This is a genomic window from Comamonas denitrificans (assembly GCF_042654745.1).
GTDB classification, from domain to species: domain Bacteria; phylum Pseudomonadota; class Gammaproteobacteria; order Burkholderiales; family Burkholderiaceae_C; genus Comamonas; species Comamonas denitrificans.
Genome location: NZ_JBHSEY010000001.1, coordinates 36,059 through 61,658, shown reverse-complemented (window position 1 = coordinate 61,658; position 25,600 = coordinate 36,059). Strand labels below are relative to the sequence as shown.

24 protein-coding genes and 1 pseudogene are annotated in these 25,600 nt (G+C 62.9%); 14 read left to right on the top strand and 11 right to left on the bottom strand.

Annotated features, from left to right (window positions below):
- Nucleotides 1-3: 3 nt before the first annotated feature.
- The 11 genes from ACFO24_RS00320 to ACFO24_RS00270 form a co-directional block, all read right to left on the bottom strand.
- Nucleotides 4-1,146 carry an acetyl-CoA C-acyltransferase gene (locus ACFO24_RS00320; protein ID WP_377736035.1) on the bottom strand — a complete coding sequence of 381 codons (1,143 nt, stop codon included), beginning with the start codon at nt 1,144-1,146 and terminating at the stop codon, nt 4-6.
- On the bottom strand, nt 1,137-2,600 hold the full coding sequence (locus ACFO24_RS00315; protein WP_377736033.1) for an AMP-binding protein: 1,464 nt from the start codon (nt 2,598-2,600) through the stop codon (nt 1,137-1,139). The genes ACFO24_RS00320 and ACFO24_RS00315 overlap by 10 nt, the downstream gene beginning before the upstream one ends.
- A 14-nt stretch (nt 2,601-2,614) precedes the next feature.
- On the bottom strand, nt 2,615-3,196 hold the full coding sequence (locus tag ACFO24_RS00310; RefSeq protein ID WP_377736031.1) for a biotin transporter BioY: 582 nt from the start codon (nt 3,194-3,196) through the stop codon (nt 2,615-2,617).
- A gap of 25 nt (nt 3,197-3,221) precedes the next feature.
- Nucleotides 3,222-3,815, bottom strand: a complete 594-nt coding sequence (locus tag ACFO24_RS00305) for a CbiQ family ECF transporter T component (RefSeq protein ID WP_377736029.1) — start codon at nt 3,813-3,815, stop codon at nt 3,222-3,224.
- The gene (locus ACFO24_RS00300) at nt 3,808-4,542 is read right to left on the bottom strand and encodes an energy-coupling factor ABC transporter ATP-binding protein (RefSeq protein WP_377736026.1); all 735 of its coding nucleotides are present in this window, start codon (nt 4,540-4,542) and stop codon (nt 3,808-3,810) included. The genes ACFO24_RS00305 and ACFO24_RS00300 overlap by 8 nt, the downstream gene beginning before the upstream one ends.
- 209 nt (nt 4,543-4,751) lie before the next feature.
- On the bottom strand, nt 4,752-5,009 hold the full coding sequence (gene moaD, locus ACFO24_RS00295; RefSeq protein WP_377736024.1) for a molybdopterin converting factor subunit 1: 258 nt from the start codon (nt 5,007-5,009) through the stop codon (nt 4,752-4,754).
- On the bottom strand, nt 5,006-6,256 hold the full coding sequence (locus ACFO24_RS00290; RefSeq protein ID WP_377736022.1) for a molybdopterin molybdotransferase MoeA: 1,251 nt from the start codon (nt 6,254-6,256) through the stop codon (nt 5,006-5,008). The genes moaD and ACFO24_RS00290 overlap by 4 nt, the downstream gene beginning before the upstream one ends.
- Nucleotides 6,257-6,262: 6 nt before the next feature.
- Nucleotides 6,263-6,814 carry a molybdopterin-guanine dinucleotide biosynthesis protein B gene (gene mobB, locus ACFO24_RS00285; RefSeq protein WP_377736020.1) on the bottom strand — a complete coding sequence of 184 codons (552 nt, stop codon included), beginning with the start codon at nt 6,812-6,814 and terminating at the stop codon, nt 6,263-6,265.
- A gap of 81 nt (nt 6,815-6,895) precedes the next feature.
- On the bottom strand, nt 6,896-8,320 hold the full coding sequence (thrC, locus tag ACFO24_RS00280) for a threonine synthase (RefSeq protein ID WP_377736018.1): 1,425 nt from the start codon (nt 8,318-8,320) through the stop codon (nt 6,896-6,898).
- Entirely contained in the window at nt 8,320-9,654 is a 1,335-nt protein-coding gene (locus tag ACFO24_RS00275; RefSeq protein ID WP_377736013.1) for a homoserine dehydrogenase, read from the bottom strand. The genes thrC and ACFO24_RS00275 overlap by 1 nt, the downstream gene beginning before the upstream one ends.
- 281 nt (nt 9,655-9,935) lie before the next feature.
- Nucleotides 9,936-11,207 (bottom strand): pyridoxal phosphate-dependent aminotransferase, encoded by a 1,272-nt coding sequence (locus ACFO24_RS00270; RefSeq protein ID WP_377736010.1) that lies wholly within the window; start codon nt 11,205-11,207, stop codon nt 9,936-9,938.
- Between the two features lie 153 nt (nt 11,208-11,360).
- Between ACFO24_RS00270 and ACFO24_RS00265 the strand changes: the two genes are divergently transcribed.
- From ACFO24_RS00265 to ACFO24_RS00200, 14 genes and pseudogenes are all read left to right on the top strand, one after another.
- On the top strand, nt 11,361-11,738 hold the full coding sequence (locus ACFO24_RS00265; RefSeq protein WP_377736007.1) for an Mth938-like domain-containing protein: 378 nt from the start codon (nt 11,361-11,363) through the stop codon (nt 11,736-11,738).
- Between the two features lie 176 nt (nt 11,739-11,914).
- Nucleotides 11,915-12,412: a peroxiredoxin gene (locus ACFO24_RS00260; protein ID WP_207574535.1), complete on the top strand. Its 498-nt coding sequence runs from the start codon at nt 11,915-11,917 to the stop codon at nt 12,410-12,412.
- 143 nt (nt 12,413-12,555) lie between these two features.
- On the top strand, nt 12,556-14,361 hold the full coding sequence (locus tag ACFO24_RS00255) for a PhoH family protein (RefSeq protein ID WP_377736004.1): 1,806 nt from the start codon (nt 12,556-12,558) through the stop codon (nt 14,359-14,361).
- 3 nt (nt 14,362-14,364) lie between these two features.
- Nucleotides 14,365-14,766 (top strand): hypothetical protein, encoded by a 402-nt coding sequence (locus ACFO24_RS00250; RefSeq protein ID WP_207574533.1) that lies wholly within the window; start codon nt 14,365-14,367, stop codon nt 14,764-14,766.
- A gap of 328 nt (nt 14,767-15,094) precedes the next feature.
- On the top strand, nt 15,095-16,207 hold the full coding sequence (gene asd, locus ACFO24_RS00245; RefSeq protein ID WP_377736002.1) for an aspartate-semialdehyde dehydrogenase: 1,113 nt from the start codon (nt 15,095-15,097) through the stop codon (nt 16,205-16,207).
- Between the two features lie 333 nt (nt 16,208-16,540).
- On the top strand, nt 16,541-19,216 hold the full coding sequence (locus ACFO24_RS00240; protein ID WP_377735999.1) for a motility hub landmark protein FimV: 2,676 nt from the start codon (nt 16,541-16,543) through the stop codon (nt 19,214-19,216).
- Nucleotides 19,217-19,250: 34 nt separating this feature from the next.
- On the top strand, nt 19,251-20,105 hold the full coding sequence (gene truA, locus ACFO24_RS00235; protein ID WP_377735997.1) for a tRNA pseudouridine(38-40) synthase TruA: 855 nt from the start codon (nt 19,251-19,253) through the stop codon (nt 20,103-20,105).
- 17 nt (nt 20,106-20,122) lie between these two features.
- The gene (locus ACFO24_RS00230; protein WP_377735995.1) at nt 20,123-20,815 is read left to right on the top strand and encodes a phosphoribosylanthranilate isomerase; all 693 of its coding nucleotides are present in this window, start codon (nt 20,123-20,125) and stop codon (nt 20,813-20,815) included.
- A gap of 12 nt (nt 20,816-20,827) precedes the next feature.
- Nucleotides 20,828-22,096, top strand: a complete 1,269-nt coding sequence (trpB, locus tag ACFO24_RS00225; RefSeq protein ID WP_377735993.1) for a tryptophan synthase subunit beta — start codon at nt 20,828-20,830, stop codon at nt 22,094-22,096.
- Nucleotides 22,093-22,908 carry a tryptophan synthase subunit alpha gene (trpA, locus tag ACFO24_RS00220; protein WP_207575701.1) on the top strand — a complete coding sequence of 272 codons (816 nt, stop codon included), beginning with the start codon at nt 22,093-22,095 and terminating at the stop codon, nt 22,906-22,908. The genes trpB and trpA overlap by 4 nt, the downstream gene beginning before the upstream one ends.
- A 68-nt stretch (nt 22,909-22,976) precedes the next feature.
- Entirely contained in the window at nt 22,977-23,852 is an 876-nt protein-coding gene (gene accD / locus ACFO24_RS00215) for an acetyl-CoA carboxylase, carboxyltransferase subunit beta (protein ID WP_207575702.1), read from the top strand.
- 78 nt (nt 23,853-23,930) lie between these two features.
- Nucleotides 23,931-24,785, top strand: coding sequence for an archaetidylserine decarboxylase (gene asd / locus ACFO24_RS00210; RefSeq protein ID WP_377735989.1), 855 nt, complete (start codon nt 23,931-23,933; stop codon nt 24,783-24,785).
- Between the two features lie 359 nt (nt 24,786-25,144).
- Nucleotides 25,145-25,510, top strand: a complete 366-nt coding sequence (locus ACFO24_RS00205) for a hypothetical protein (RefSeq protein WP_377735987.1) — start codon at nt 25,145-25,147, stop codon at nt 25,508-25,510.
- 17 nt (nt 25,511-25,527) lie between these two features.
- Nucleotides 25,528-25,599: pseudogene (locus ACFO24_RS00200) on the top strand (zinc ribbon domain-containing protein); the annotation flags it as partial.
- Nucleotide 25,600 lies beyond the last annotated feature (1 nt).

Below are 25,600 nucleotides of genomic sequence, written 5' to 3'. Positions count from 1 at the left end.
TATTTATAAGCCCAAACGCACTAAAATAGCACTACCCAGGCCCCCCGCCCCGGCAATGGCGGCCAGGCCGGTTTGCCCCGGCTGCAATTGCGCCAGGGCCTGCACCAGGGCAATCGCCCCCGAGGCCCCAATCGGATGCCCCCGCGCCAGCCCGCCGCCTTGGCGGTTGAGTGCCGCCAGCGGCACCCCCAAAGCCTGGGCAAAGACCAGCGCCTGGGCGGCAAAGGCATCGTGCAGCTCCAGCACCTGCAGCGCTGCGGCCTGCAGGCCATGCCGTTGCAAAAGCTGCAGCGCCGCACATTGGGCCGCCAGCATGGGGGTTTCGGGGGCCGCGCCCACACTCACCGCCCCCAACCAGTGCGCACGCGGCTGCAGCTGCCAGCGCTGGCAGGCCGCCGGGCTGGCCAGCAGCAGCAGGGCGGCCCCATCGGCTTTGGGCGAAATGGCCACGGTGCTCAGGCTGCAATCCTGGCCAGCGGCACTGCGCCCAGGGCGCACTACGGGCATGCGCGCGGCCCGCGCCGGGGTCAGGGCGCGGGGGTAGGCATCGCGCAGCAGTGCGGCCACCGGCACCACGTCATCCCCCGGCGCAGCAGCCAGCGCCCGGGCGTGGCTGGTCACCGCCCAGGCCTCCTGCGCCGCGCGGGCCAGCGATTGCGCACCGGCAATGGCCGCTGCGGCATCCAGCATGTCCCGATCGCGCCCCGGCGGGGCAAAGGCGGGGCGCTCGTAGGTTTGCGCCACTTCTGCGGCATGGCGTGGGCGGTGCTGGCGAATGGGGGCGCGGCTCCAGGCCTCGGCCCCACCGGCAATCACGATGTCGGCCTGCCCCAGCGCCAGCAGGGCGCAGGCGTGGGTGATGGCATCCAGCCCGGCGCAGCACTGGCTATCGAGCGTCCAGGCCGCCACCCGGTCGGGCAGCCCGGCACTCAAGGCGGCCAGGCGGGCCGGGTTGCCATTGGCCCCCAGGGCATTGCCCAGAATGAGCGCATCCACCGCCTGGGCCGGCACCCCCGCACGCTGCAGCAAGTGGGTGATGAGCGGGGTGGTCAAATCCGGCACCGCGCAAGCGGCCAGCGCCCCACCCACCGGGGCCACCGGGGTGCGCGCCCAGCCAAGAATGGGCCAGCAGGGACTTACCGCCATGGCTGCAAGGCGGCGGGCGGCTGCCCGGCCAGCGCCTGGGCCACGGCCGCTTGCAGGGCTGCCGTATCGGTTTTGCCGCTGCGCGTTTGCGGCCACGCGCCCTGCCAGCGCCACCAGCGGCGCGGGGTTTTAAAGGCTTCGAGCTGCGCCCGGCAGCCTGCGGCCAGGGCCGTGGCCGCTGGCAAATCCGCACCGTGCAGCACGGCATGGATGCGCAGGCCGCGCAGTGCATCGGGCAGGCCGATCACGCTGACCTGGGCCACACCAGGCTGGGCCAGCAGCCAGGCTTCCACTTCTTCGGGGAAAAGATTCTTGCCCTGGGTGACCAGCATGCGGCTTTCGCGCCCGCACAGGTAGAGCTGGCCGGCGGCATCCAGCCAGCCCATGTCGCGCACGGTCAGCCAGCCGTCGTGCAGCTCGGCGGCCGAGCCATCCAGGGCATGCACGTAATCCATGAACAGCATGGGGCTGCGCAGCCAGATGCGGCCCACCTCGCCCACCGGCAGGCTGCAGTGGGGCGTGGGGCCGATGCGCAGCTGCACATTGCCAAAGGGCTGGCCCACGGTCTGCGGGTGGGCGCGGTCGGCCACGTCCATCCAGGTGATGTAGCTGGCCTCAGAGGCACCGTAGAACTCTGTCACCCGCGCCTGCGGCACAAGCGCTTGCAGCTGCGGCGTGTGCTCGCGCATCCAGCGGGCCCCGCTGATCAAGACCAAGCTGGGCTGGGCCAACGGGGCCCAGCCCTTGCGCTGCGCCATCTGCATCAGCAGCAAAAGCTGGCTGGGCACGGCAACCAGGGTGCTGCCGGGGGCTTGCTGCAGCTGTGCCCAGGTGGTTTCTGCCGAAAATTTCTCTTGCACCCGCGCCCCGCGCCCCGTCCACAGCCCCAGCATGGCGGCAAACAAAAACAGCGAATGGCTGATGCGCCCTGGGGCCAGCACCGGGCCGGTGAGCTGCGCCCCAAAGGTGTGCGCGGTGATGGCAAAGCTTTCCACCCACGAGCGGTGGTGGCGGCGAAACCCCTTGGGCTGGCCCGAGCTGCCCGAGGTAAAGCCAATGTAGAACGGCATCAGGTCTGGCGCTGCAGCCCGGTAGGGGGGCAAAGCGGCCACCGCCGCCTGCACCGATTGGGCAATGGCCGGGGGCCAGGCCGCATCGCCAATGGCCGCACAACGGCCACTGACCAGCACGGCCAGAAACTGCACCAGTCCCTCGACCACCCCCAGGTGCAGCGGCAGCAACACGGTGGGCGCGGCTTGCTCGCACGCCGATTGCCCCCATTGCACCGCCTGCGCCTGCACCCGCTGGTGCAGTTGGGCAAAGGTGAGCTGCTCGCACTCACTGGCCAAGGCCACCGCCTGCGGCTGCACCTGGGCCCAGTGCGCGATGCAATCGTGGACTAAGCGCCACGCCGGTGGCACGGGCGCGGACATGGGCGCGGTGGTGGGATGCATGGGGTGCATGCAGCTCATGCGGCTTTGCCACCCAGCGGCCAATCGGGCAGGGCCTTGGCCACGGTATGCACCACCAGCGCACACAGCACGGCCTTGACTAGGTCGCCAGGCACAAAAGCCAAATCAACCAGAAAGGCTTTTTCCAGCGGCATTTGCGCAATCAGCACCAGCCCGGCAATGCCCAGGGCGTGCAAAAACACCACCCCACCCAGCACCGAGGCCACCAAGGCACTCAAGGCCGCTTGCTTGGGTGTTTTGCTGGGCAAGCGCCCCATGAGCAGGCCAATCACGCCCGCCGCCAAGGCGTAGCCAATCAAATACCCCGCCGAGGGCAGCATGAACACGCCAATCCCCCCGCGCCCGCCTGCGAGCAGCGGCAGCCCCACGGCCACGGCCAGCAAAAACAAGGCCAGCGACTGAAAGCCGCGCTTGCCGCCCAGCAAGCACCCGGCCAGCATCACCCCCAGCGACTGCAGGGTAATGGGCACGCCAAAGGGCAGGTCAATCTTGGGCACCAGGCCCAGCACCGCCATGACAGCGGCAAACAGGGCAACGGTGGACAGCGATTGGGCGCTGTTGCGCGTCAAAGTGGTCATAGCAAAACTTTCCTTTTTAAAAAAACTAACCGCCCAGGCGGACAAACAACGCATCGGCCACGCGCCGCGCGGTTTGCAACATGTGTACGGCCAGCGGGGCGACCAGCCGCCAGCCGCCGCCGCGCCCGGTGCGCAGGCGGTAGGCATCGTCCAGCTTGCCCCACTGGATGAAAAAGTGCTCGGTAAAGCGCAGCATCAAGCCCAGCTGCAGCGACAGGCGCTCGGGGTCCACCCCCAGCGGGCGCAGCGGCTGCAGCAGCCATTCCAGCACCGCCACCACATCGCCGGTGCGGGTGGTCACCGTCAGCGCCACCCCCAGGCTGGAAGCGCAAAACAGCCGCAAGGCACTGGCCACGCCCAGCTGCCAGGTGCCCATCCACACATGAAACCCTGCTACCAACAAAGCCGCCACCAGCACCGCCACCAGCAAGCGCCGCGCCGGTTGCGTGGCCGGCCCCAAACTCACCAGCACCCCGGCACACAGCGCCGCCACGGCGGCCAAAGCCCACAGCGGTTGAATAATAAACAGAGCTATTCCCGTAACCACCAAGCCAAATAACTTGAATCCTGCCCTGAAACCGTGCAACCACGTGCGGTACTCGCTATACAAACTACCCATGCTGCGCCCACCCCTGGTCGATGCCCAGGCCGCGCACATGCGCCTCGTACGCGGCGCACACCTGCTGGCCTGGCCCGTCCAGGCGCAACTGCCCCTGCTCCAGCCACAGCACGCGCGGGTAGTCGCGCACATAGTCCAGCACGTGGGTCGAGACCAGCACCTGCTGCGGGCAGGCGGCAATGTCGGCGGCCAGCCGCAACTGGCCGGGCAAATCCAGGCTGGCATAGGGCTCGTCCAGCAGCAGCACCTCGGGCTGGGCCACCCGCATGGCCAGCCAGCACACCCATTGGCGCTGGCCTTGGCTTAAGCTGCCCACGGCCCGCTCGGCCCAGTGCGCCAGGCCGCGCTGCTGTAAAAAATCCGCCACCGCCTGGGCCGCCTGCGCCCGGCTGCTGCCGGGGTGGGCGCTGCGCCAGGACAGCTGCAGCTCTTCCTGCACCGTGGGGAAGATGATTTGGTCGTCCGGGTTCTGAAACATCAGCCCCACCCGGCGGCTGGGGGCGTGGCCACGTTCGGCACTGTGCAAAGTCTCGCCCTGGCGCACGATGCGGCCCTGCTGGGGCACGTCCAGCCCGGCCAGCATGCGCAGCAAACTGGTTTTGCCCGCGCCGTTAAAGCCGATCAAGCCAATGCGCGCTTCGTGCAATTGCAGGTGCAACCCGGCAAACACCGGGGTTTGCCCCCGGCGTAAATGAATGTCCTGCAACTCCCAACCCTGCATCGTCATGAATCCGTTCCTGATGTGATGGCGGCGATTTTAGGAAGCCGCCCCGCCCCCGGTCAGCCTCCCGGCATGAAAAAGGCCAGGGGCGGCAACTGCGGCTATTTCCTGGCAAATTCATGCAAAAATGCCGACCAAAGTCGGCATTTTGAGTTCAGTTAAAGACAAAGCCATTAACTTCGGTCTTTTCGCCTTCAATTGCCGTTAAAAACAGCCTACCCCCCAGTCACTGGCGGAAAAAATGCCACTTCATCGCCCGCCGCAATCGGCGCATCGGGCGGGCACATGGCTTGGTTCAGCGCCAGCCGCACCGGCTGGTCTTCGGCCAGCGCCAGCGTGGCCTGGGCACTGCGCCCGGCCAGCTCTTGGCGCAAAGCCGCCACGGTGGGGGCCGTGGTGGCCCAGGTTTCTTCCCCCGTGCCCATGGCCTCGCGGATCGAGGCAAAGTAGCGCACGGTAATCGTCTTGGTCATGTGAGCAGCTCCGAAAAAGGCAAAAAGCGCACGCGATCACCGCGTGCAATCAAGGTCTGCGCCGGGTTGTCCACCAGGCCCTCGGCCCAGACGGTGGAGGTCAGCACCCCCGAGTTCTGGTTGGCAAACAGCTCCAGCCGCCCGGCTGCATTGCGCCGCGCGCGCAAAAACTCACGGCGGCTGTCGCGCTGGGTAATTTCAAAATCCGCCGTCAGCCAATGCGCTGGCGGCTGCACCACGCTGGCCCCTTGCAAGGCCAGCACAAAGGGGCGCAGCAGCACCAGCGCCGTGATCAGGCTGGACACGGGGTTGCCCGGCAGGCCGATAAAGTGCGCCTGCCCTGCTGTCTTGCCCTCACTGCTGCGGCGCACGTGGCCAAAGGCAAAGGGCTTGCCCGGCTTCATGGCAATCTTCCACAGCGACAGCGCCCCCAGCTGCTCGACCACCGGGCGCACATGGTCTTCTTCGCCCACCGACACCCCGGCGCTGGTCACCAGCAGGTCGCAATCCTGCGCCGCCTGGGCCAGGGCGGCGTGGGTGGCCACCCGGTCGTCGGGCAGGATGCCACCATCCACCACCTCGCAGCCCCAGCGCTGCAGCAAGCTGGCCAGCACATAGCGGTTGCTGTTAAAGATATGCCCCGGCGGCAAATCCTGCGGGGCGATGCTGCCAGGCAGCGCCAGCTCATCGCCCGTAGAAAACAGCGCCACCCGCGGTCGGCGGGCCACGGGCAGTTGCGCCAGTCCCAGGCTGGCCGCCAGCCCCAGCGCCGCCGGGGTCAGGCGCAGCCCGGCCTGCAGCGCGGTGCTGCCCAGGGCAATGTCTTGCCCGGCGCGGCGCACAAACTGGCCCGGTTGCGGCACCGCGTCAAAGCGCACCCGGCCATCGTCCAGCACCGTGCAGTCTTCCTGCATAACGATGGCATCGGCCCCCGGCGGCAGCGGGGCCCCGGTAAAAATCCGCGCCACGGTGCCCACCTGCAGCGCCGTGCCCACCTGCCCGGCGGGAATGCGCTGGCTGACGGGCAACACCGTGCCGGCCTGCGCCACCTCGGCACTGCGCACGGCGTAGCCATCCATGGCCGAGTTGTCCAGCGGCGGCACCTGCAAGGGCGCAATGCAGTCGGCCGCCAGCACCCGGCCATCGGCCTGCAGCAAATCGACAAAGGCCGCACCAGGGAGCGGCTGCGCCTGGGCCAGCACAGCGGCCAAAGCGTCTTCTAAGGGAGTAAGGGGTGCGCGAGACATGGCAGATCAAGGAGTTTTCGGAGGCACATACTGTAGCCGCTCGCCTTGCGCCAGCATCCAGGCAACGATGGCCTCAGGGACATTTAAGTCCAACAGCGCCACCTGCGCGGGCAAGGGCTGGGGCAGCTGCTGCGGCGCATCAGTGGCCAGCGCCAGCACGCTGGGATCGCTCAAGCACTGCAAAGGGCGCACTGGCTGGCCCGGCGCAGGAGCACGCCACAGCTCGATTTTGGGCAAATCGCCCTGCTTAAAGCCCTCGACCAGCGCCCAATCCATGCGCGGGTCGAGCTGGGCCAGCATGGCGTGGACATCCATTTCTTGCGGCGCATCGAACTCCTGCACCAGCGCCATGCGCCGGTCGCACACCAGCAGCACCTGGCTGGCCCCGGCCTGGCGGTGGCGCCAGCTGTCCTTGCCCGGCTGGTCGATGTCCACATCGTGGTGGGCGTGCTTGACGGTGGCCACCCGCAGCCCCTGCTGGCGCAGCAAGGCGATGATTTTTTCCAGCAAGGTCGTCTTGCCCGTGCCCGAATACGCGGCGAAACCCAGGGCGTGCATGGCCCCTCCTTTCACTTTTTTTTAATAGCAAACGGCGCTTGATAGACAAGCGCCGTTGGTAGTTTTTGATGTAAAAACCGATCAATCGCAGTGCTGGGCGATATAGGTTTTCACCAGCGCCACATCGGCGGGTAGCACCTGCACGCGCTTGGGCAGGGCTTCGATGCCGTTGAACTGCGCCGGGCGCTCGGGCTGGCGGCCCAGGGCCTCTTCGATGGTGGCGGCAAATTTGATGGGCAGGGCCGTCTCCAGCACCACCATCGGCTCTGTGCCCAGGTGCTCGCGGGCCACCTTGATGCCATCGGCGGTGTGGGTATCGACCATCTGGCCCAGGCGCTGGTAGCTGTCGCGGATGGTGGCCAGGCGGTCGGCATGGGTGCTTTTGCCGCTCGTAAAGCCAAATTTGCCCGCAATATCGGCAAACACCGGGTCGGCGCTCAGGTCAAAACGCCCCTCGCGGCCTACGCCTTGGGTAAACAAGGCCTGGGTGCGCACCCCATCGCGGCCGACCAGGTCGAAGATAAAGCGCTCAAAATTGCTCGCCTTGCTGATGTCCATCGACGGGCTGGAGGTCTCAAACGTCGCTGCGGCGCCGCGCACCTGGTACACGCCGGTGCGAAAGAACTCGTCCAGCACGTCGTTCTCGTTCGTGGCCACCACCAGTTTGGCAATCGGCAGGCCCATTTGCCGCGCCACATGGCCGGCACAGACGTTGCCAAAGTTGCCGCTGGGCACGGTGAAGCTGACTTGTTCCGTATCGCTTTGGGTCACCTGAAAATAACCGGCAAAGTAGTACACCACCTGCGCCAGCAGCCGCGCCCAGTTGATGGAATTGACGGTGCCGATCTTGTACTGCGCCTTAAAGGCATGGTCGTTGCTGACGGCCTTGACGATGTCTTGGCAGTCGTCAAACACGCCCTCGATGGCCAGGTTGTGGATGTTCTCATCCTGCAGACTGAACATCTGCGCCTGCTGGAAGGGGCTCATGCGCCCGTGCGGGCTGGTCATGAACACGCGCACGCCTTTTTTACCGCGCATGGCGTACTCGGCTGCGCTGCCGGTGTCGCCGCTGGTCGCGCCCAGGATGTTGAGCGCTTCACCCCGGCGGGCCAGCTCGTATTCAAACAGGTTGCCCAGCAGCTGCATGGCCATGTCTTTAAAGGCCAGCGTGGGGCCGTTGGACAGCGCCTGAATGTGCAGCGGGCCTTCCAGCGGGCGCACCGGGGTGATGGCGGCGCTGCCAAAGACGGCTTCGGTATAGGTTTTGGCGCACAGCGCGCGCAAATCGTCGGCCGGAATGTCGTCGATGTAGAGCGACAAAATCTCAAACGCCAGGGCCGCGTAGCCCTGTTCGGCATAAATCTGCCGCAACTGCCCCAGGCGCTCGGTGCTGATTTGTGGGTAGCTTTCGGGCAGGTACAGGCCGCCATCGGGGGCCAGCCCTTCGAGCAGGATGTCGCAAAAGCGTTTGCGCTCGGCGTGGCCGCGGGTGGAGAGGTAGCGCATCAGTTCAACTCCTCTTTGCGAATGCGGGTGATGGGTGCCAGCACCGAAGGCAGGGCCTGGATACGCGCCAGGGCCGCGTCCATGTCGCCCTCGCGCGTATCGTGGGTGAGGATGATCAGGTCGGTCTGCGCAACGCCTTCGCCACCGATTTCATCGGCTTCGCGCTGCAGCACCGCGTCGATGCTGATGTGGGCACCGGCAATCAGGCTGGTGATTTGGGCCAGCACGCCAGCCTCGTCGGCCACGCGAATGCGCAGGTAGTAGCTGGTGACCACCTCGGCCATGGGCAGCACCGGCAGGGCACCAGCGGCAGCGGCCAGGGTGTGGCTCTGGAAGGCCAGCGGCGGCACCCGGTGCGCCGGATCGGCATCGATCAGGCGGACGATATCGACCAAATCAGCAATCACGGCGCTGGCGGTGGGCTCGCTGCCTGCGCCCTTGCCGTAGTACAGCGTGGCCCCCACGGCATCGCCCTGCACCAGCACGGCATTCATCGCGCCCTCGACGTTGGCAATCAGGCGTTTGGCCGGAATCAGGCTGGGGTGAACGCGCAGCTCCACCCCTTTGTTGGTGCGCTTGGTGATGCCCAAGAGCTTGATGCGGTAGCCCAGCTGCTCAGCGTATTTGATGTCGGCAGCGGCCAGCTGGGTAATGCCTTCAACGTAGGCCTTGTCAAATTGCACCGGAATGCCAAACGCCATGGCGCTCAGGATGGTGGCCTTGTGCGCGGCATCCACGCCTTCGATGTCAAAGGTGGGATCGGCCTCGGCGTAGCCCAGGCGCTGGGCTTCTTTGAGCACCACGTCAAAGTCCAAGCCTTTGTCGCGCATTTCCGACAGGATGAAGTTGGTCGTGCCATTGATGATGCCCGCCACCCACTGAATCTGGTTGGCAGAGAGGCCCTCGCGCAGCGCCTTGATGATGGGAATGCCCCCGGCCACGGCCGCTTCAAAGGCCACAACCACGCCCTTGTCATGCGCCGCCTGGAAAATTTCCGTGCCATGCACCGCCAGCAGCGCCTTGTTGGCGGTGACCACATGCTTGCCGGCGGCAATCGCCTCCAGCACCAGCGTCTTGGCGATGCCGTAGCCGCCAATCAGCTCCACCACCACGTCGATATCGGGGTTGGCAATCACGGCGCGGGCATCGTTCACCACCTGAATCTGCTCGCCCACAATGGCGCGGGCGCGCTCCACGTCCAGATCGGCCACCATGGCAATTTCAATGCCCCGCCCAGCGCGGCGGGCAATCTCTTGCTGGTTGCGCTGCAAAACGGCAAACGTGCCACTACCGACGGTGCCAATGCCTAAAAGGCCAACTTGAATGGGTTTCATGGTGTGTTTAAAAATAAAGAACTATTTAAAAATAAGAGCTGCAAGCGCTGGTTATTAATTAACTTCAAGGCGTTTAATGCATTAATCCCTTGATTAACCAGCGCTACCAGCTATCGTTTTAGAACGTGTTCATGATCTCGAATGAAGGTGTGGGGGATGCGGTTCGGGATGGATTGCGAGGCGCAAACCACAGCAATAGCTTGGCTATTGCGAGGATTTGCAACGACGCAGGCCGCCCGAAGCCGCGCCCGCACACCCATGAGGAGATCGTGAACACGTTCTTAGGCCTCGGCCTTGGTTTTTTTTGCCGGTTTGGCCAGCAGCTTGTCGGTGCCCATGCGCAGGCGGTACCTGGCCAGAAAATCGGCCAAGCGGTTGATCGCCTCGCGCAGATCGGCCTCGTGCGGCAAAAAGACAATGCGAAAGTGGTCCGGGTGCGGCCAGTTAAAGCCCGTGCCCTGCACCAGCATCACCTTGGTTTCTTGCAGCACTTCCAGGAAAAACTCCTGGTCGTCCTTAATCGGGTAAATCTCGGGGTCCAGGCGCGGAAACATGTACAGCGCCCCCTGTGGCTTGACGCACGACACGCCGGGAATCGCATTGATCAGCTCGTAGGCCAAATCGCGCTGCTGGCGCAGGCGGCCGCCTTCGCAAATCAGGTCGTTGATGCTTTGGTAACCACCCAGCGCCGTCTGCACCGCCCACTGCCCTGGCACGTTGGCGCACAGGCGCATGTTCGAGAGCATGTTCAAGCCCTCGATGTAATCCTTGGCCAGTTTTTTGTCGCCCGAGACCACCATCCAGCCAGCCCGGTAGCCGCAGGAGCGGTAGGCCTTAGAGAGCGAGTTGAACGTCAGCGTCAGCACATCGGCCGACAGGCTGGCCAGCGGCGTGTGCACCGCGCCGTCGTAGAGCACTTTGTCGTACACCTCGTCGGCAAAAATCACCAACCCGTGCTCGCGGGCAATTTCCACAATGCCTTGCAGCAGCTCGCGGCTGTACAAAGCGCCGGTGGGGTTGTTGGGGTTGATCACCACAATCCCCTTGGTGCGCGGCGTGACCTTGCTGCGGATGTCGGCCAGATTGGGCATCCAGCCATTGGCCTCATCGCACACATAGTGCACCGGTGTGCCGCCCGAGAGGCTGGTCGCCGCCGTCCACAGCGGATAGTCAGGCGCAGGCAGCAGCAGCTCATCGCCGTTGTCCAGCAGCGCGTTGGTGGCCATGCTGATCAATTCAGAAGCACCATTGCCCAGGTAAATATCATCCAGCGTCACGCCCCTGATGCCCTGCTTTTGGGTTTCGTGCATGACGGCTTTGCGGGCGGCAAAAATGCCCTTGCTGTCCGAATACCCGGCCGAGTTGGGCAGGTTGCGGATCATGTCCTGCTGCACCTCCTCCGGGGCATCAAAGCCAAACACAGCCAAGTTGCCGATATTGAGCTTGATGATCTTTTGCCCATCGTCCTCCATCTTCTTGGCCGCATCCATGATGGGGCCCCGAATGTCGTAGCAGACGTTGGCCAGTTTGGCGGATTTGGTCACAGTCCTCATAGCACTTCACCTTTAGCAGCCCCACTGCGCCCAGTGCATCGCGGGGAAACGCATAATTTGACCACAAGAAAGCACCGCCCCCAGCGTGCCCGCCCACGCCAAACGGGGGGCGCACCTTCGCCAAATTGCCAAAAAATCACCAAGGAATGCCCCATGAAATTCAAAGCCGAACGCGCCGATGACCTGCAACTGATCACCGGCTACGGCCCCGGCTGGCTCGAAGTGAACAAAACCCGGCACACCACCAGCCTGCTCATTGGCAGCAGCGGCCTGCTGCAAGCCTGGGATTGCGCCCGCTTCAATGACCTCAATGCCAGCGCCTTGCAAGCGCTGGCCCACCAATGCCCAGGGGTGGAAGTGCTCCTGCTGGGCAGCGGCCCGCGCCTGCAGTTTTGCCACCCCAGCTGGCTGCAGCCTTTCATGCAACAGCGCATCGGCGTAGAAACCATGGACACCCCAGCGGCCCTGCGCACTTACAACGTTTTGGCCATGGAAGGCCGGAAAGTGTTGGCAGCACTGGTTTTAGGGTAGTATCGGAACGCCCCTAGTCAAAACCTACGCTTGAAGGTACAATTACAGGTTGCGGTCGAGGGGCAATGATCGTTTTAATCAACGTGATGAACGTAATAAACGGCAAAAAAATAAAAACAATACTGTTTTTGCCAAGCCCCTCGGTTTTTTAAGAACTACACCTGAGAGATAGGCGCATGGCGATTGTTGTTAATAAACCCCTTCCCGAATTTGAAGCAAACGCAACCGGGGGCGTGAAGGTGACCAATACCTCCCACAATGGTCAAACCTTTATTCTGTACTTCTACCCCAAGGACAACACTCCGGGCTGCACCACCGAGGCCATGCAGTTTCGCGACAAATTCAAGGAATTTGAAAAAGCCGGGGCCATTATTTTCGGTGTGTCTCGCGACAACATGAAATCGCACGATGAATTCAAAGAAAAGCTGGAACTGCCCTTTGAACTCATCGCCGATACCGAAGAAAAAATGTGCCATATGTTTGGCGTAGTGAAAAACAAAATCATGTACGGCAAAAAGGTCAAAGGCATTGAGCGCTCGACCTTTTTGGTCAATGCCGACGGCATCCTGGTGCAAGAGTGGCGCGGCCTGAAAGTGCCTGGCCACGTCGAGGAAGTCTTAAAGGCCGTCAAAGCCCTGAATAAAGCCAGCGCCAAACAAGCGGTTGCCGCATAAACAGGCGTGTAAAACAGACGCGTTAATCGGCGGGCATCACCCCGGCCTAAGCGCTGCATAATGGGCTCAAGCCCCTTCGCACACCCACCACAGCCGCCGGGCCCTGCCTTGGCGGCTGTATTGTTTTTCAACAGGTGAACACCATGCCCCTGCCTCCCGCCCCGAAAAAACGCGCCGCCCGCCTCAGCCCCGACCAGAGCGAAGCGGCCACGCCTGCCGCCAAAACCCGCGCCACGGCCTCCACTGTGAAAACCAGCGCGGACAAAACCAGCGCCGCCAGCGCGGCCACCACGGCGGCGGCCCAAGGCTTGGCCGAATTGCGTGCCCAGAGCGCTACCGTGCCGGCTGCAGCCACGGCACCTGCAGCGGCCCCCAAGACAGCCACAACTGCAACCGTGACCGCAGCCGTAACGGCAGCCGCAGCGGCTCGCCCGGCCGCACCCAGCGCCAATCACCAGCGCAGCGCACCCAAAACAGAAAAAAAAGAAGCTGTCTCCGCTAGTAATAACAAGCAAAATAGCAATAAAACTATCCCAAAACCAAGTAAACGTGGCGCAAAGCGCTGCTTATTTGTTCTGGACACCAACGTTCTGCTGCACGACCCCACCTGCCTGTTTCGCTTTCAAGAGCACGACATCTTCCTGCCCATGGTGGTGCTCGAAGAGCTGGACAGCCACAAGCGCGGTGGCACCGAAGTGGCCCGCAATGGCCGCCAGGTCAGCCGCACCCTGGATGCCTTGGTCGAAGCCCACAAAAACACCGATCTGGCCGCCGGGCTGAAGCTGGATGCCACCGGCACCAAGGGCGTGACGGGCCAACTGTTTTTCCAGACCGTGCCGCTGCACTACACCTTGCCGCTGTCGCTGCCCCAGGGCAAGGCGGACAACCAAATTCTGGGCGTGGTGCAAGCCCTGCGCGAGCAAGAAAGCCAAGGCCGCGAGGTGTTGCTGGTGTCCAAAGACATCAACATGCGCGTCAAAGCCCGCGCCTTGGGGGTGCCCGCCGAGGATTACCACAACGACAAGGTGCTGGACGACAACGACCTGCTCTACACCGGCGCACTGGCCCTGCCCCTGGACTTTTGGCGCAAAGCCAAGGACGTGCAAAGCTGGCAAGAAGGCAATAGCAGCTTCTACAGCCTGCGCGGGCCGATGACCGACCAACTGCTCATCAACCAATTCGTTTATTTTGAAGCCCCCAGCGAGCCCAGCCTGTACGCCCGCGTGGTCGAGCTGCGCGGTGACACCGCTGTGCTGGAAGTGCTGCGCGACTACGGCAGCGCCAAGCACAACGTCTGGGGGGTGAATGCCCGCAACCGGGAGCAAAATTTTGCGCTCAACCTGCTGATGGATCCCGAGGTGGACTTTGTCACCATGACCGGCCAGGCCGGCACGGGCAAAACGCTGCTGACGCTGGCGGCCGGCTTGGCCCAAGTGCTCGACAGCCGCCGCTACAGCGAAATCATCATGACCCGCGCCACCGTCAGCGTGGGCGAGGACATCGGCTTTCTGCCCGGCACCGAGGAAGAAAAAATGGGCCCCTGGATGGGCGCCTTGGACGACAACCTGGAGTTTTTGGCCAAAGGCAGCGGCGGCAATGGGCACGAGTGGGGGCGCTCAGCAACCACCGACCTGATCCGCAGCCGCATCAAAATCAAGAGCTTGAACTTCATGCGTGGGCGCACTTTTTTAAATAAATTCGTCATCATCGACGAGGCGCAAAACCTCACGCCCAAGCAGATGAAAACGCTAATCACCCGCGCCGGGCCAGGCACCAAAATCGTCTGCATGGGCAACCTGGCACAGATTGATACGCCCTACCTCACCGAAGGCAGCTCGGGCCTGACCTACGTGGTCGATCGCTTCAAGGGCTGGCAGCACGGCGGCCACATCCAGTTGGCGCGGGGCGAGCGCTCACGCCTGGCCGACTTTGCCAGCGAGGTGCTGTAAGCCATGGCCATCCCTTGGATCACGGCACTGAAGATGGTGCCCTGGGGCGATGTCATTGAAGCGGCCCCCAGTGTCATTAAAACCGCCAAAGGACTGCTGAAAAAAGCACCGGCCCAAAACGATGCGGCACCCGCGCCCAGCCCCGCCTCATCGGCCGTCACCAGCACGCCGGCCGATGCTGGTGAGCTGGCCTTGCAACACATCATCCAATTGCAAAAGCGCATCGACCAGTTGGAACACGCCCAGCAAGCCAGCGCTGCCGTGATCGAGCAAATGGCCGAGCAACAAGCCCGCATCGTAGAAACCGTGGGCTTGTTGCGCACCGGTGCCACCCGCTTGGCCTGGGCCTGCGCCATTCTTGCGGGCAGTACGCTGGGGCTGGGCATTTACAGCTTTTTGCGCTAGATCGTCCAGGGCCAGTGGGCGCTGCAATTTGCAATTCGGCAAAATTAACGGGGTTTTTTCGTCATTTCGACGATTGATACCGCCATAGTGGATATTCTGCCGCCCAGGGTTTCCTCTAGAATGCATGCCGTTATGTTCTCCACGCACCCCATCCTTCTCTCTGTCCAGCAGCCCCTGCTGGGCACTGCGGTGCGTGCCACCATTACAACCACCACGATTACCGGCTGATCCAGCCCGGTTCGTCGTGTGCCCGTAGAACCGGCCCGGCGAGCCGGACGAAAACAGACGGCCGTTTTCACACCTGTTTTCACACACGAAAGGGCAATTTATGAGCAAGCAATTGGTAGGCCTGGTTGGCTGGCGCGGCATGGTCGGCTCCGTTTTGATGGAGCGCATGCAGGCCGAGGGTGACTTTGACCTGATTGAACCGGTGTTCTTCTCCACCTCCAACGCCGGTGGCCCAGCCCCGGCCATGGCCACAACGCACACCCAGCTCAAAGATGCCCACGACATTGCCGAGCTGGCCAAATGCGACATCGTCATCACCTGCCAGGGCGGCGACTACACCAACGAAGTGTTCCCCAAAATTCGCGCCGCCGGTTGGAATGGGCACTGGATTGATGCCGCCTCGGCGCTGCGCATGAAGGACGATGCGGTCATCGTCCTCGACCCCGTGAACCAGGATTTGATCGAGCAAAAACTGGCCGCTGGCGGAAAAAACTGGATTGGCGGCAACTGCACCAACTCCATCTTGCTGATGGGCGTGGGCAGCCTGTTCAAGGCCGGGTTGGTCGAATGGGTCAGCTCCATGACCTACCAAGCTGCTTCGGGCGGTGGGGCCAACCACATGCGCGAACTGCTCAAAGGCATGGGCGTTATCCACAACGCCGTGGCCGACAAGCTGGCCACCCCCGCATCGGCTATTTTGGAAATCGACCGCCAGGTGGCGCACACCATTCGCCACGATGTACCGACCGAGTTCTTTGGCGCTCCGCTGGCCGGTGGCCTGATCCCTTGGATTGACTCCCAACTCGAGAATGGCCAGTCCAAAGAAGAGTGGAAGGGCCAGGCCGAGGTGAACAAAATCTTGGGCACCCCCACCACCATCCCCGTCGATGGTCTGTGCGTGCGCATCGGCGCCATGCGCTGCCACTCGCTGGCCCTGACGCTGAAGCTGAAAAAAGACCTGCCCCTGGCCGAGATTGAAGCACTCATCCAAGCGGGCAATCCCTGGGTGAAATTCGTCGCCAACGACCGCGCCCTGACCGTGCAAGAGCTCACCCCGGCCAGCATCACCGGCGGCCTGCAAGTGGGCGTGGGCCGCGTGCGCAAGCTGAACATGGGGCCACAGTACCTGTCGGCCTTTGTGATTGGCGACCAACTGCTGTGGGGTGCGGCCGAGCCGCTGCGCCGCATGCTGCGCATCTTGCTCAAGGCATAAAGCACGGGCCAATTCAGGCAACAAGGAGGGGTTGAGCCCCTCCTTTTTTGTTAATAAAAGAAAACATCTTGTGTTTTAGCTGCAACAATCCCGGCTTTTCTCCTGACTAAGCGGCAAGGGCAGTACGTATTCTTGAGCAAACAGATTGTGCGTCGCCATAATCGCGTTTTATTCATCCCGTCGCTGCAGCGACAGGGGACAGAGCTGCGCGTCTTACACAGCTACCAAAACACTTGCCGCTGCCCAGCGGTTGATGACCGGGATATGAACACAACTATGCACCGCTGGAAATTTTCTGCCCTTGCCTCTGCCCTCAGCCTATGCACTGCCTTCATGGCCAGCCCTGCCGCCGCACTCTCGCTGGGCGCCATTCATGTGCAGTCGCATCTGGGCGAACCCCTCCGCGCTGAAATTGATATTACCCAAATCACCGCAGCCGAAGCCGGTTCACTGCAAGCCACGCTGGCCTCGCCCGATGTCTTTCAAGCCCATGGCATGGAATTGAGCCCTACGGCACGCAACGTTCGCGTAGAGCTGATCTCACCGGCCAAAGGCGGTTCAAAAATTCGCCTGACCACCACCTCCCCGGTGAATGATCCGTTTATTGATCTCATTCTTCAGGCCAACTGGAGCGCAGGCAACCTCACCCGGGGCTACACCCTGCTGCTGGATCCGCCCCCGGTGCAAAAACCCCCCGCACCCACCACCGCCGTACAAGCCTCCACACCAGCCCAAACAGGGCAAACCTACCGCTCACAACCGCGCACCGCAGCGCCCAGCGCCTCCAGCGCCGCAGCAGCAACGGGGACAACCGATGCCACCAGCAGCGTGACCGTGCGCACGGGGGACACCGCAGGGCGCATTGCCGCCGCCCACGCCATCTCCGGCATCTCGCTGGACCAAATGCTGGTGGCCATGCTGCGCAACAACCCCAGCGCGTTCATCAACGGCAATATCAACCGCATCAAGGCTGGCGCGGTGGTCAGCATTCCTAACGCCGAACAAGCCCAAAGTACCAGCGCCAAAGAAGCGCGGCAAATCATTGCCACCCAAAGCAAGGATTTCAACGCCTATCGCCGCAAATTGGCCGAACGCACCACCCAAGCCCAGGTCGGCGAGGCCGAGCGCAGCGCCTCTGGCAAAGTGCAAGCACAGGTGGAAGATGCCACGGCGGCCACCACGCCCACCGACAAGCTCACGCTCTCCAAAGGGGCTGCCGCCTCCAAAGTCGAAGACAAGCTCATGGCGGAAAAACAATCCACCGCCCAAAATGACCGCACCAAAGAGCTTGAACGCAACCTGGCAGAGCTGGAAAAACTCAGCGATGCATCGGCTGCAACCACGGCCGCTGGCAGCGTGGCCGCTTCCGCCGAAACCGCCATGCCACCCACGCCCGGCGACAACGCCACGGCAGGCGATGCCCCTGCGTCGCCTTTGACAATTGAGGCCAACGCCCCCGTCCTGCCCACGGACGCAGGCCAGCCCGCCCCTGCAGACCCAGCGCCGGCCAGCACGGCCGCTGCGGCCCCAGACACCCCGGCAGAGCCCGCCCCCCCTGCACGCAAAGCAGCGCAAAAAGCCCCCCAACCCGCGCCCGTGCCTGAGCCTTCATTGGTCGATCAGTTGCTCGAAAACCCCCTGCTCCCGGCCGGTGGCGTGGCCGTATTGGGCTTGCTGGGGCTGCTGGCATGGCGTAAACGCAAACAACAAGCAGCCGCGGCCAGCGCATTCAATGACTCAAGCTTAGAGGTGGCACCGGCCCCTGATTCTTTGTTTGACAGCAGCGGCGGCCAACAAATTGATACCAACAGCGACACCCCGGCCAGCACCATGGCGTACTCGCCAAGCCAGTTGGATGCCAATGGCGATGTGGACCCCATCGCCGAGGCCGATGTGTACCTGGCCTATGGCAAAGAAGATGAAGCCATCAAAATTTTGGCTGAAGCCCTGCGCAGCGCCCCAGATCGGCTGAACATTCACATCAAACTGGCCGAAATTTACGCCAAGCAGCAAGACCTCACCCAACTGGAAGTGACGGCGCGCGCCGTCAAGGGCCTGACCCAAGGCCAGGGGAGCGATTGGGAGCGCGTGCGCACCCTGGGCTTCAACATGGACCCCTACAACTCCTTGTACGCAGAGGGCAACACCACCAGTGCCGGTACCGCTGCGGCGGCGGCGGCCACCACCACCGGTTTTGCCCAGGCCTTGGCGCAATCTGCCGAGACTGCCGCGCCCACGCCTTCTTTGGAAAGCGAACTGCTCATCCCGCCCAGCATCCAAGACGATGACTCAACCGACCAATTCATTGCGTCGATAGACAGCAGCCTCAACATTGAAGCCCCGCCGTCGCAGCCAGAGCTGCCCTCCCAAATTCAAGACACCCAATTTGCGGACAGCATGCTCAGCCCACAAGAGGCCGTGCCCAGTTTTGACTTCAGCCGCGTCGATCTTGACCTGCCTTCCGGAACCGACAACGCCACCACTCCGGCGACCGAGGCCAATGCTGCGCCAGCACCTGCGCCCGCCGAGACGCTGGACTTTTCTCTGGACAGCAGCTTTGGCTTCCCGACCCCGGCCCCCGCTGCTGAAACACCGGCCGAGGAAGACGATTTTGGCTTGAGCCGTTTGGATTTCACCGACACGCCCGCCACCTTCGACACCCCCGCCGCCCCGGCCACCACCCCACCGGATGATGATTTCGGCTTGGGCGCTCTGGACTTGCCCACCGCAGAGGCAGCCACTGCGCCCCCAGCGGTGACCGACGCCCTGCCAGACTTTGCCGCAGACTTTGGCCTGGATGGCTTGGATCTGGACCTGCCCTCCAGCCCATCGACCGAGGCCGAAGCCACCGACAGCAACGATCCCCTCAACACCAAACTCGATCTGGCCCAAGAGTTCGCCATGATTGGCGACTCCGAAGGCGCGCGCACCCTCATCGAAGAAGTGCTGAGTGAGGCCCAAGGCACCTTGAAAACCCGGGCCCAAAAAATGCTCAACGAGCTTGAATAATGACCACCCTTCTCCCTGCTCTGCAAGGCCTACTATGCGCATCGCCTTAGGGGTCAGCTACAACGGCAGCCGCTACCAGGGCTGGCAAAGCCAGCCCAGCGGCAACACCGTACAAGACCAACTCGAAGCGGCCCTGGGCCGCTTTGCTGCTGAAAAAATCAGCACAACCTGTGCGGGCCGCACCGATGCTGGGGTCCACGGCCTGATGCAGGTGGTGCATTTCGACACCCGATTGCAGCGCTCGCCCAACTCCTGGGTGCGCGGCACCAATGCCTTTTTACCCCGTGACATTGCCGTGCACTGGGCCCGCGAAATGCCCAACAGCGCCGACGGCCGCCCCAGCTTTCACTGCCGCACCCATGCAACGGCCCGCCGCTATGCCTATGTGCTGCTGCAATCGCCCGTGCGCCCCAGCATTGAGGCCGAACGCGTTGGCTGGGTCTTTTTGCCACTGCAGGCGCACGCCATGCAGCAAGCGGCGCAAGCCCTGCTGGGGGAGCATGATTTCTCCTCCTTTCGGGCCTCGGGGTGCCAGGCCAAAACCCCCATCAAAACCCTGCACCGCATTGACATCTCCTTCACCCCAGCCGGCCACGCGGCAATGCGCGAAGACCACGCCATGCCCTGCGGTTACTGGCGGTTTGAATTTGAGGGCAGCGCTTTTTTGCACCACATGATCCGCAACATCATGGGCTGCCTGATCTACATCGGCCAAGGCAAGCAACCGGCGGCTTGGATGCAGCAGGTGCTGCAGGCCCGCTCACGCGATGCGGCCGCCCCCACCTTCAGCCCCGATGGGCTGTACTTCCTCGGCCCGGTGTACGACGCACATTGGAATCTGCCCAGCAGCACCCCCGCTTTTGCCTGGTTGCCGGGCAGCCCCTTATGAAGAATGGTTCTGAGCCCATGCCACCCCGCACCCGTATCAAAATTTGTGGACTGACGCGCGAGGAAGATGTCGATGCCGCCGTCGCCGCCGGGGTCGATGCCCTGGGTTTTGTGCTCTACGCGCCCAGCCCGCGCGCCGTCACCGCCCTGCGGGCCGCCCAATTGGCACGGCGCTTGCCCCCCTTTGTTACGCCGGTGTTGCTGTTTGTCAATGCAAGCCCTGCAGATGTTATAGCTGCTTGCGCTTTAGTACCGGGCGCTACAGCACAGTTTCATGGCGATGAATCCCCTGAGCAATGCTGGGCAGCTAGCGATTTTGGAAGAATCCCCTATCTGCGCGCCGCCCGCATTCCGCTGGGCCCCAACGCCCGCGCGTTTGACCTCGTAGAATACGCATCTCGTTACTCTCAAGCCCAAGCCATCTTGCTCGATGCCCACGTAGAGGGCTACGGCGGCGGCGGGCACGCATTCAATTGGTCACTGCTACCACCAAACGTCGCTGCTCACCTCGTTTTATCTGGTGGACTCACACCTGCAAACGTGACCGATGGCGTGCGCTTGCTGCGCCCGCGCTGCCGCTCGCTGGCCGTTGATGTCAGCTCCGGCGTGGAAGCCTCCGCGCCCAATGGCAGCCCTCTTAAAGGCATCAAAGATGCCGCCAAAATGAAGCAATTTATCGCCGCCGTACGGGCGGCCGATGTCCCCCTTTAGAGTACTGATCGCATGTTTAACTACCACTACCCCGACGCTGCCGGCCACTTTGGCCCCTACGGCGGCAGCTTTGCCAGCGAAACCCTGACCTTTGCCCTCCAAGAGCTGCGCGATGCCTGGGCCCGTTACCAGAACGATCCCGAATTTCAGGCCGAATACCAGCGCGAGCTGGCGCATTTTGTCGGCCGCCCCTCCCCCGTGTACCACGCCCAACGCCTGAGCGCAGAAATCGGCGGCGCGCAAATCTTCTTGAAGCGCGAAGACCTCAACCACACAGGCGCGCACAAGATCAACAACGTCATCGGCCAGGCCATGCTGGCACGGCGCATGGGCAAGCCGCGCATCATTGCCGAAACCGGCGCGGGCCAGCACGGCGTGGCCACGGCCACCATCTGCGCGCGCTACGGGCTGGAATGCATCGTGTACATGGGTGCTGAAGATGTGAAGCGCCAAAGCCCCAACGTCTTTCGCATGAAGCTGCTGGGCGCCACCGTGGTGCCCGTCGAATCGGGTAGCAAAACCCTGAAAGACGCGCTCAACGAAGCCATGCGCGACTGGGTGGCGAATGTGGACAACACCTTCTACATCATCGGCACCGTGGCGGGCCCTGCCCCCTACCCGGCCATGGTGCGCGACTTTCAGCGCGTAATTGGCGAAGAGTGCCTGACGCAAATGCCCGAGCTGCTGCGCAGCCTGCAGCTGGCGGGCGAACAGCCCGATGCCGTGGTCGCCTGCGTGGGCGGCGGCAGCAACGCCATGGGCATCTTCCACCCCTACATCCCCCTGGAAAACACCCGCCTGATTGGCGTAGAAGCCGCTGGCGAGGGGCTGGACACGCCCAAGCACGCCGCCTCGCTGCAAAAAGGCACGCGCGGGGTGCTGCACGGCAACCGCACGCTGATCCTGCAAGACCAAGACGGCCAGATCACCGAAACGCACAGCATCAGCGCCGGCCTGGATTACCCCGGTGTCGGCCCCGAGCACGCCTGGCTGCAAGAGCTGGGCCGCGCCCAGTACGTGGGCTGCACCGACAGCGACGCGCTGGCCGCCTTCCACCGCCTGTGCCGCACCGAAGGCATCATCCCCGCGCTGGAATCGAGCCACGCCGTGGCCTATGCCATCCAACTGGCCCAAACGATGCGCCCCGATCAATCCATCTTGGTCAATCTCTCGGGCCGGGGTGACAAAGACATTGGCACCGTGGCCGACTTCTCGGGCGAAGATTTTTACGACCGCCCCTCCATGCGGGGACTGAAGGTCAAAGGAAGCGACAAACTATGAGCAACCGCCGCATCACTGCAACATTCGACAAACTGCGCAGCGAGGGCCGCCAGGCGCTGATCCCGTTTGTCACCGCCGGCTACCCCTTTGCCGCCATCACCCCGGGATTGATGCACGGCATGGTCGAGGCCGGCGTGGACATCATCGAGTTGGGCGTGCCCTTCTCCGACCCCATGGCCGATGGCCCCGTCATCCAAAAAGCGGGCGAACGCGCCATTGCCAACGGCGTGAATCTGGCCAAAGTGCTGGGCTACGTGCGCGAGTTCCGCCAGAAAAACCAGCACACCCCCGTGGTGCTGATGGGCTACGCCAACCCCGTCGAGCGCTACGACCTGCAGCATGGCGAGGGGGCCTTTGTGCGCGATGCCGCAGCTGCCGGCCTGGATGGCATGCTGGTGGTCGATTACCCGCCCGAAGAATGCCAAGACTTTGCCGCCGCCCTCAAAGCCCACGGCATGGACATGATCTTCCTGCTGGCACCCACCAGCAGCGACGCACGCATCCAGGAAATTGCCCAAATCGCCAGCGGTTACGTTTACTACGTCTCGCTCAAAGGCGTGACCGGCTCGGCCGCGCTGGATACCGACGATGTCGCCCGCATGCTGGCGCGCATCCAACAACACGTCCACATCCCTGTGGGCGTGGGCTTTGGCATCCGCGATGGCCAAACTGCCCACACCGTGGCCCAAATGGCCGATGCGGTCATCATTGGCAGCCGCATCATCCAGCTGCTGGAAGACCAGCCGCACGAAAAAGTCATCCCCCTGGCGATCGACTTTCTGCGTGGCATCCGCAAAGCAATGGACGCATAATGCCGCCCTTGGCCAGCACCAGAACTGTTCTGGGCGCTGGCCACTCTCGCTAGATTGAAGGAGGAGCCATGTCCTGGCTTGAAAAGCTGCTGCCCACCAAGGCCCAAGCAACCGAACCCAAGGAACGCCACCAGCAAATTCCTGAAGGCCTGTGGGTGAAATGTCCCTGCTGCGAAGCGGTGCTGTACAAAACCGATTTGCAAAAAAATCAGAACGTCTGCCCCACCTGCAGTCACCACCACCGCATCAACGCCCGCGACCGCCTGAACCACTTCATGGACGGCGAAGGCCGCTACGAAATCGGCCAAGAAGTCATCCCCGTCGATGCCCTCAAATTCAAAGACAGCCGCAAATACCCCGAGCGCCTGAAAGAAGCGCTGGAAAACACCGGCGAAACCGATGCCCTGGTCGTCATGGGTGGCACCGTCAAAGGCATCGAGCTGGTCGCGGCCTGCTTTGAATTCGACTTCATGGGCGGCTCCATGGGCTCCGTGGTGGGCGAGCGCTTTTGCCGGGGCGTGGAAACCGCCATTGAGCAAAAAGTGCCCTTCATCTGCTTTACCGCCACCGGCGGCGCACGCATGCAAGAAGGCCTGCTCTCGCTCATGCAAATGGCCAAAACCAACGCCGCCCTCACGCGCCTGGCACAAAAAGGCCTGCCCTACATCAGCGTGCTCACCGACCCCACCATGGGCGGTGTCTCGGCCGGGTTTGCCTTTGTGGGCGACATCGTCATGGCCGAACCCAACGCCCTGATCGGCTTTGCCGGCCCGCGCGTGATTGAAACCACCGTGCGCGTCAAACTGCCCGAAGGCTTTCAGCGCGCTGAATTCCTGCAAGAAAAAGGCGCCGTGGACATGATCGTCGATCGCCGCGAACTACGCGAGCGCATCGCCAGCAGCCTGGCCATGCTGCAGCGCCTGCCCGCTGACGCCATCATCTGATTATTTTCATAGCTACCAGCGCCCGCCAGGCCTAGCTTTGCGGGCGTTTTTTTATATTTTTCACATCGCTGCCCGCCTATGTCCGACCGCCTTGCTGTTTTGCCCCAATACCTGCTGCCCAAACAGGCACTTACCCAACTCATGGGCAAACTCGCCGGCCTGGAAGGCGGCAGCGCCACCACCGCCGTCATCCGCTGGTTCATCCAGCGCTACAAGGTCAATATGAGCGAAGCGCTGGAGGCCGACCCCGCCGCCTACAAAAGCTTCAACCAATTCTTCACCCGGCCCCTGCGCCCCGGCGTGCGCCCCCTGGCCGATGCCGACTGGGTCTGCCCCGTCGATGGCGCCATCAGCCAGCTGGGCCGCATCACCGGCGCTGCGGGCGACCAGATTTTTCAGGCCAAAGGCCACCACTACAGCACCCAGGCCCTGGTCGGCGGCAATGCCGCCCTGGCCGCGCAATTTGCCCATGGGCACTTTGCCACCATCTACTTAAGCCCGCGCGACTACCACCGCATCCACATGCCCTGCGCTGGGCGGCTGCTGCGCATGATTTACGTGCCCGGCGAGCTGTTTTCGGTCAATCCCACCACCGCCCGGGGCGTGCCCGGCCTGTTCGCCCGCAACGAGCGCGTGGTCTGCGTGTTTGAGGGCGAATTTGGCCCCTTTGTGCTGGTGCTGGTCGGTGCCACCATCGTCGGCAGCATGGCCACCGTCTGGCACGGCGTGGTCAATCCCCCGCGCCCCGGCACCTTGCGCGACTGGGATTACCAGGCGCAAAACATCCACCTCCACCGTGGCGATGAAATGGGCCGCTTTCTGCTGGGCTCCACCGTCGTGCTGCTCATGCCCCAAGGCGATTTGCAATTCACTGCCGACTGGCAGGCCACCCGCCCCGTGCGCCTGGGCGAAGCCATGGCGCAGCAGGGCTAGCGCCCCTGCTGCAGCGCACGCGCAGATTTCCAACCCCAAGTGCCGCCCAGCCTACGCTGCGGCGGCACTTTTTATGCCTTGGACAGGCTCTCGACACAACGTGTCGCTGCGGCTGCTTACATTGGCTTGCACGGCCCGGCGCTCAGCGCCAAGCCCACCCCCAAGCCAACAACGGAAAGAAGCCCATGTCCTCTTTTTGCTCTCAATGCGGCAAACCCTACCCTGAACACGACCCATCCTGCCTGGTACACCGGCTCGCGCAGCAAGCTTTGCCACCCCTGGCGAAAAAAACGCCCTTTTCCAATGCCACCCCAAAGCCAGCGAATAACGAACCCCATGCGGCCCAACCATGCACACCCGTGAACAAAGCGGCCCCGCATGCTTTCGGCCCTCTGAATAAATTTATTTGGATATTGGCCTTTGCGCCGCTCATTGGCATGGTGCTTGAATACGCTATTGCCCATATTTTTTACAGCAGCAGTTACGCCGCCAATGCCGCTGTGGGTAATGGATATTTTTTCTGGGTCACGCTCTTATTGAATATTGGACTGTGTACGCTGGATGAAAAACATTTAAGAAACCACAGCATTAACACCCAACCCATTGGGGCAGCTTGGCTGGTACCGGTCTATATCTTTAAAAGAAGCAAACACCTGCAAGACGGCCCGGTGTATTTCTACCTCTGGATTGGCACCCTGGTAACTGCCGCCATTTTCAGCATTTAATCGAACGGAAATTAAAAATGTCGCACCTCTTTTGCCCCCACTGCGGCCAACAGATTGCCGCCACCGACCGGCATTGCCCCCACTGCGGCA

Excerpts from the sequence above, each read along its gene's own strand:
- ACFO24_RS00320 (WP_377736035.1), bottom strand. The coding sequence starts at position 1,146 with ATGGCGGTAAGTCCCTGCTGGCCCATTCTTGGCTGGGCGCGCACCCCG.
- ACFO24_RS00315 (WP_377736033.1), bottom strand. The coding sequence starts at position 2,600 with ATGCATCCCACCACCGCGCCCATGTCCGCGCCCGTGCCACCGGCGTGG.
- ACFO24_RS00310 (WP_377736031.1), bottom strand. The coding sequence starts at position 3,196 with ATGACCACTTTGACGCGCAACAGCGCCCAATCGCTGTCCACCGTTGCC.
- ACFO24_RS00305 (WP_377736029.1), bottom strand. The coding sequence starts at position 3,815 with ATGGGTAGTTTGTATAGCGAGTACCGCACGTGGTTGCACGGTTTCAGG.
- ACFO24_RS00300 (WP_377736026.1), bottom strand. The coding sequence starts at position 4,542 with ATGACGATGCAGGGTTGGGAGTTGCAGGACATTCATTTACGCCGGGGG.
- moaD (WP_377736024.1), bottom strand. The coding sequence starts at position 5,009 with ATGACCAAGACGATTACCGTGCGCTACTTTGCCTCGATCCGCGAGGCC.
- ACFO24_RS00290 (WP_377736022.1), bottom strand. The coding sequence starts at position 6,256 with ATGTCTCGCGCACCCCTTACTCCCTTAGAAGACGCTTTGGCCGCTGTG.
- mobB (WP_377736020.1), bottom strand. The coding sequence starts at position 6,814 with ATGCACGCCCTGGGTTTCGCCGCGTATTCGGGCACGGGCAAGACGACC.
- thrC (WP_377736018.1), bottom strand. The coding sequence starts at position 8,320 with ATGCGCTACCTCTCCACCCGCGGCCACGCCGAGCGCAAACGCTTTTGC.
- ACFO24_RS00275 (WP_377736013.1), bottom strand. The coding sequence starts at position 9,654 with ATGAAACCCATTCAAGTTGGCCTTTTAGGCATTGGCACCGTCGGTAGT.
- ACFO24_RS00270 (WP_377736010.1), bottom strand. The coding sequence starts at position 11,207 with ATGAGGACTGTGACCAAATCCGCCAAACTGGCCAACGTCTGCTACGAC.
- ACFO24_RS00265 (WP_377736007.1), top strand. The coding sequence starts at position 11,361 with ATGAAATTCAAAGCCGAACGCGCCGATGACCTGCAACTGATCACCGGC.
- ACFO24_RS00260 (WP_207574535.1), top strand. The coding sequence starts at position 11,915 with ATGGCGATTGTTGTTAATAAACCCCTTCCCGAATTTGAAGCAAACGCA.
- ACFO24_RS00255 (WP_377736004.1), top strand. The coding sequence starts at position 12,556 with ATGCCCCTGCCTCCCGCCCCGAAAAAACGCGCCGCCCGCCTCAGCCCC.
- ACFO24_RS00250 (WP_207574533.1), top strand. The coding sequence starts at position 14,365 with ATGGCCATCCCTTGGATCACGGCACTGAAGATGGTGCCCTGGGGCGAT.
- asd (WP_377736002.1), top strand. The coding sequence starts at position 15,095 with ATGAGCAAGCAATTGGTAGGCCTGGTTGGCTGGCGCGGCATGGTCGGC.
- ACFO24_RS00240 (WP_377735999.1), top strand. The coding sequence starts at position 16,541 with ATGGCCAGCCCTGCCGCCGCACTCTCGCTGGGCGCCATTCATGTGCAG.
- truA (WP_377735997.1), top strand. The coding sequence starts at position 19,251 with ATGCGCATCGCCTTAGGGGTCAGCTACAACGGCAGCCGCTACCAGGGC.
- ACFO24_RS00230 (WP_377735995.1), top strand. The coding sequence starts at position 20,123 with ATGCCACCCCGCACCCGTATCAAAATTTGTGGACTGACGCGCGAGGAA.
- trpB (WP_377735993.1), top strand. The coding sequence starts at position 20,828 with ATGTTTAACTACCACTACCCCGACGCTGCCGGCCACTTTGGCCCCTAC.
- trpA (WP_207575701.1), top strand. The coding sequence starts at position 22,093 with ATGAGCAACCGCCGCATCACTGCAACATTCGACAAACTGCGCAGCGAG.
- accD (WP_207575702.1), top strand. The coding sequence starts at position 22,977 with ATGTCCTGGCTTGAAAAGCTGCTGCCCACCAAGGCCCAAGCAACCGAA.
- asd (WP_377735989.1), top strand. The coding sequence starts at position 23,931 with ATGTCCGACCGCCTTGCTGTTTTGCCCCAATACCTGCTGCCCAAACAG.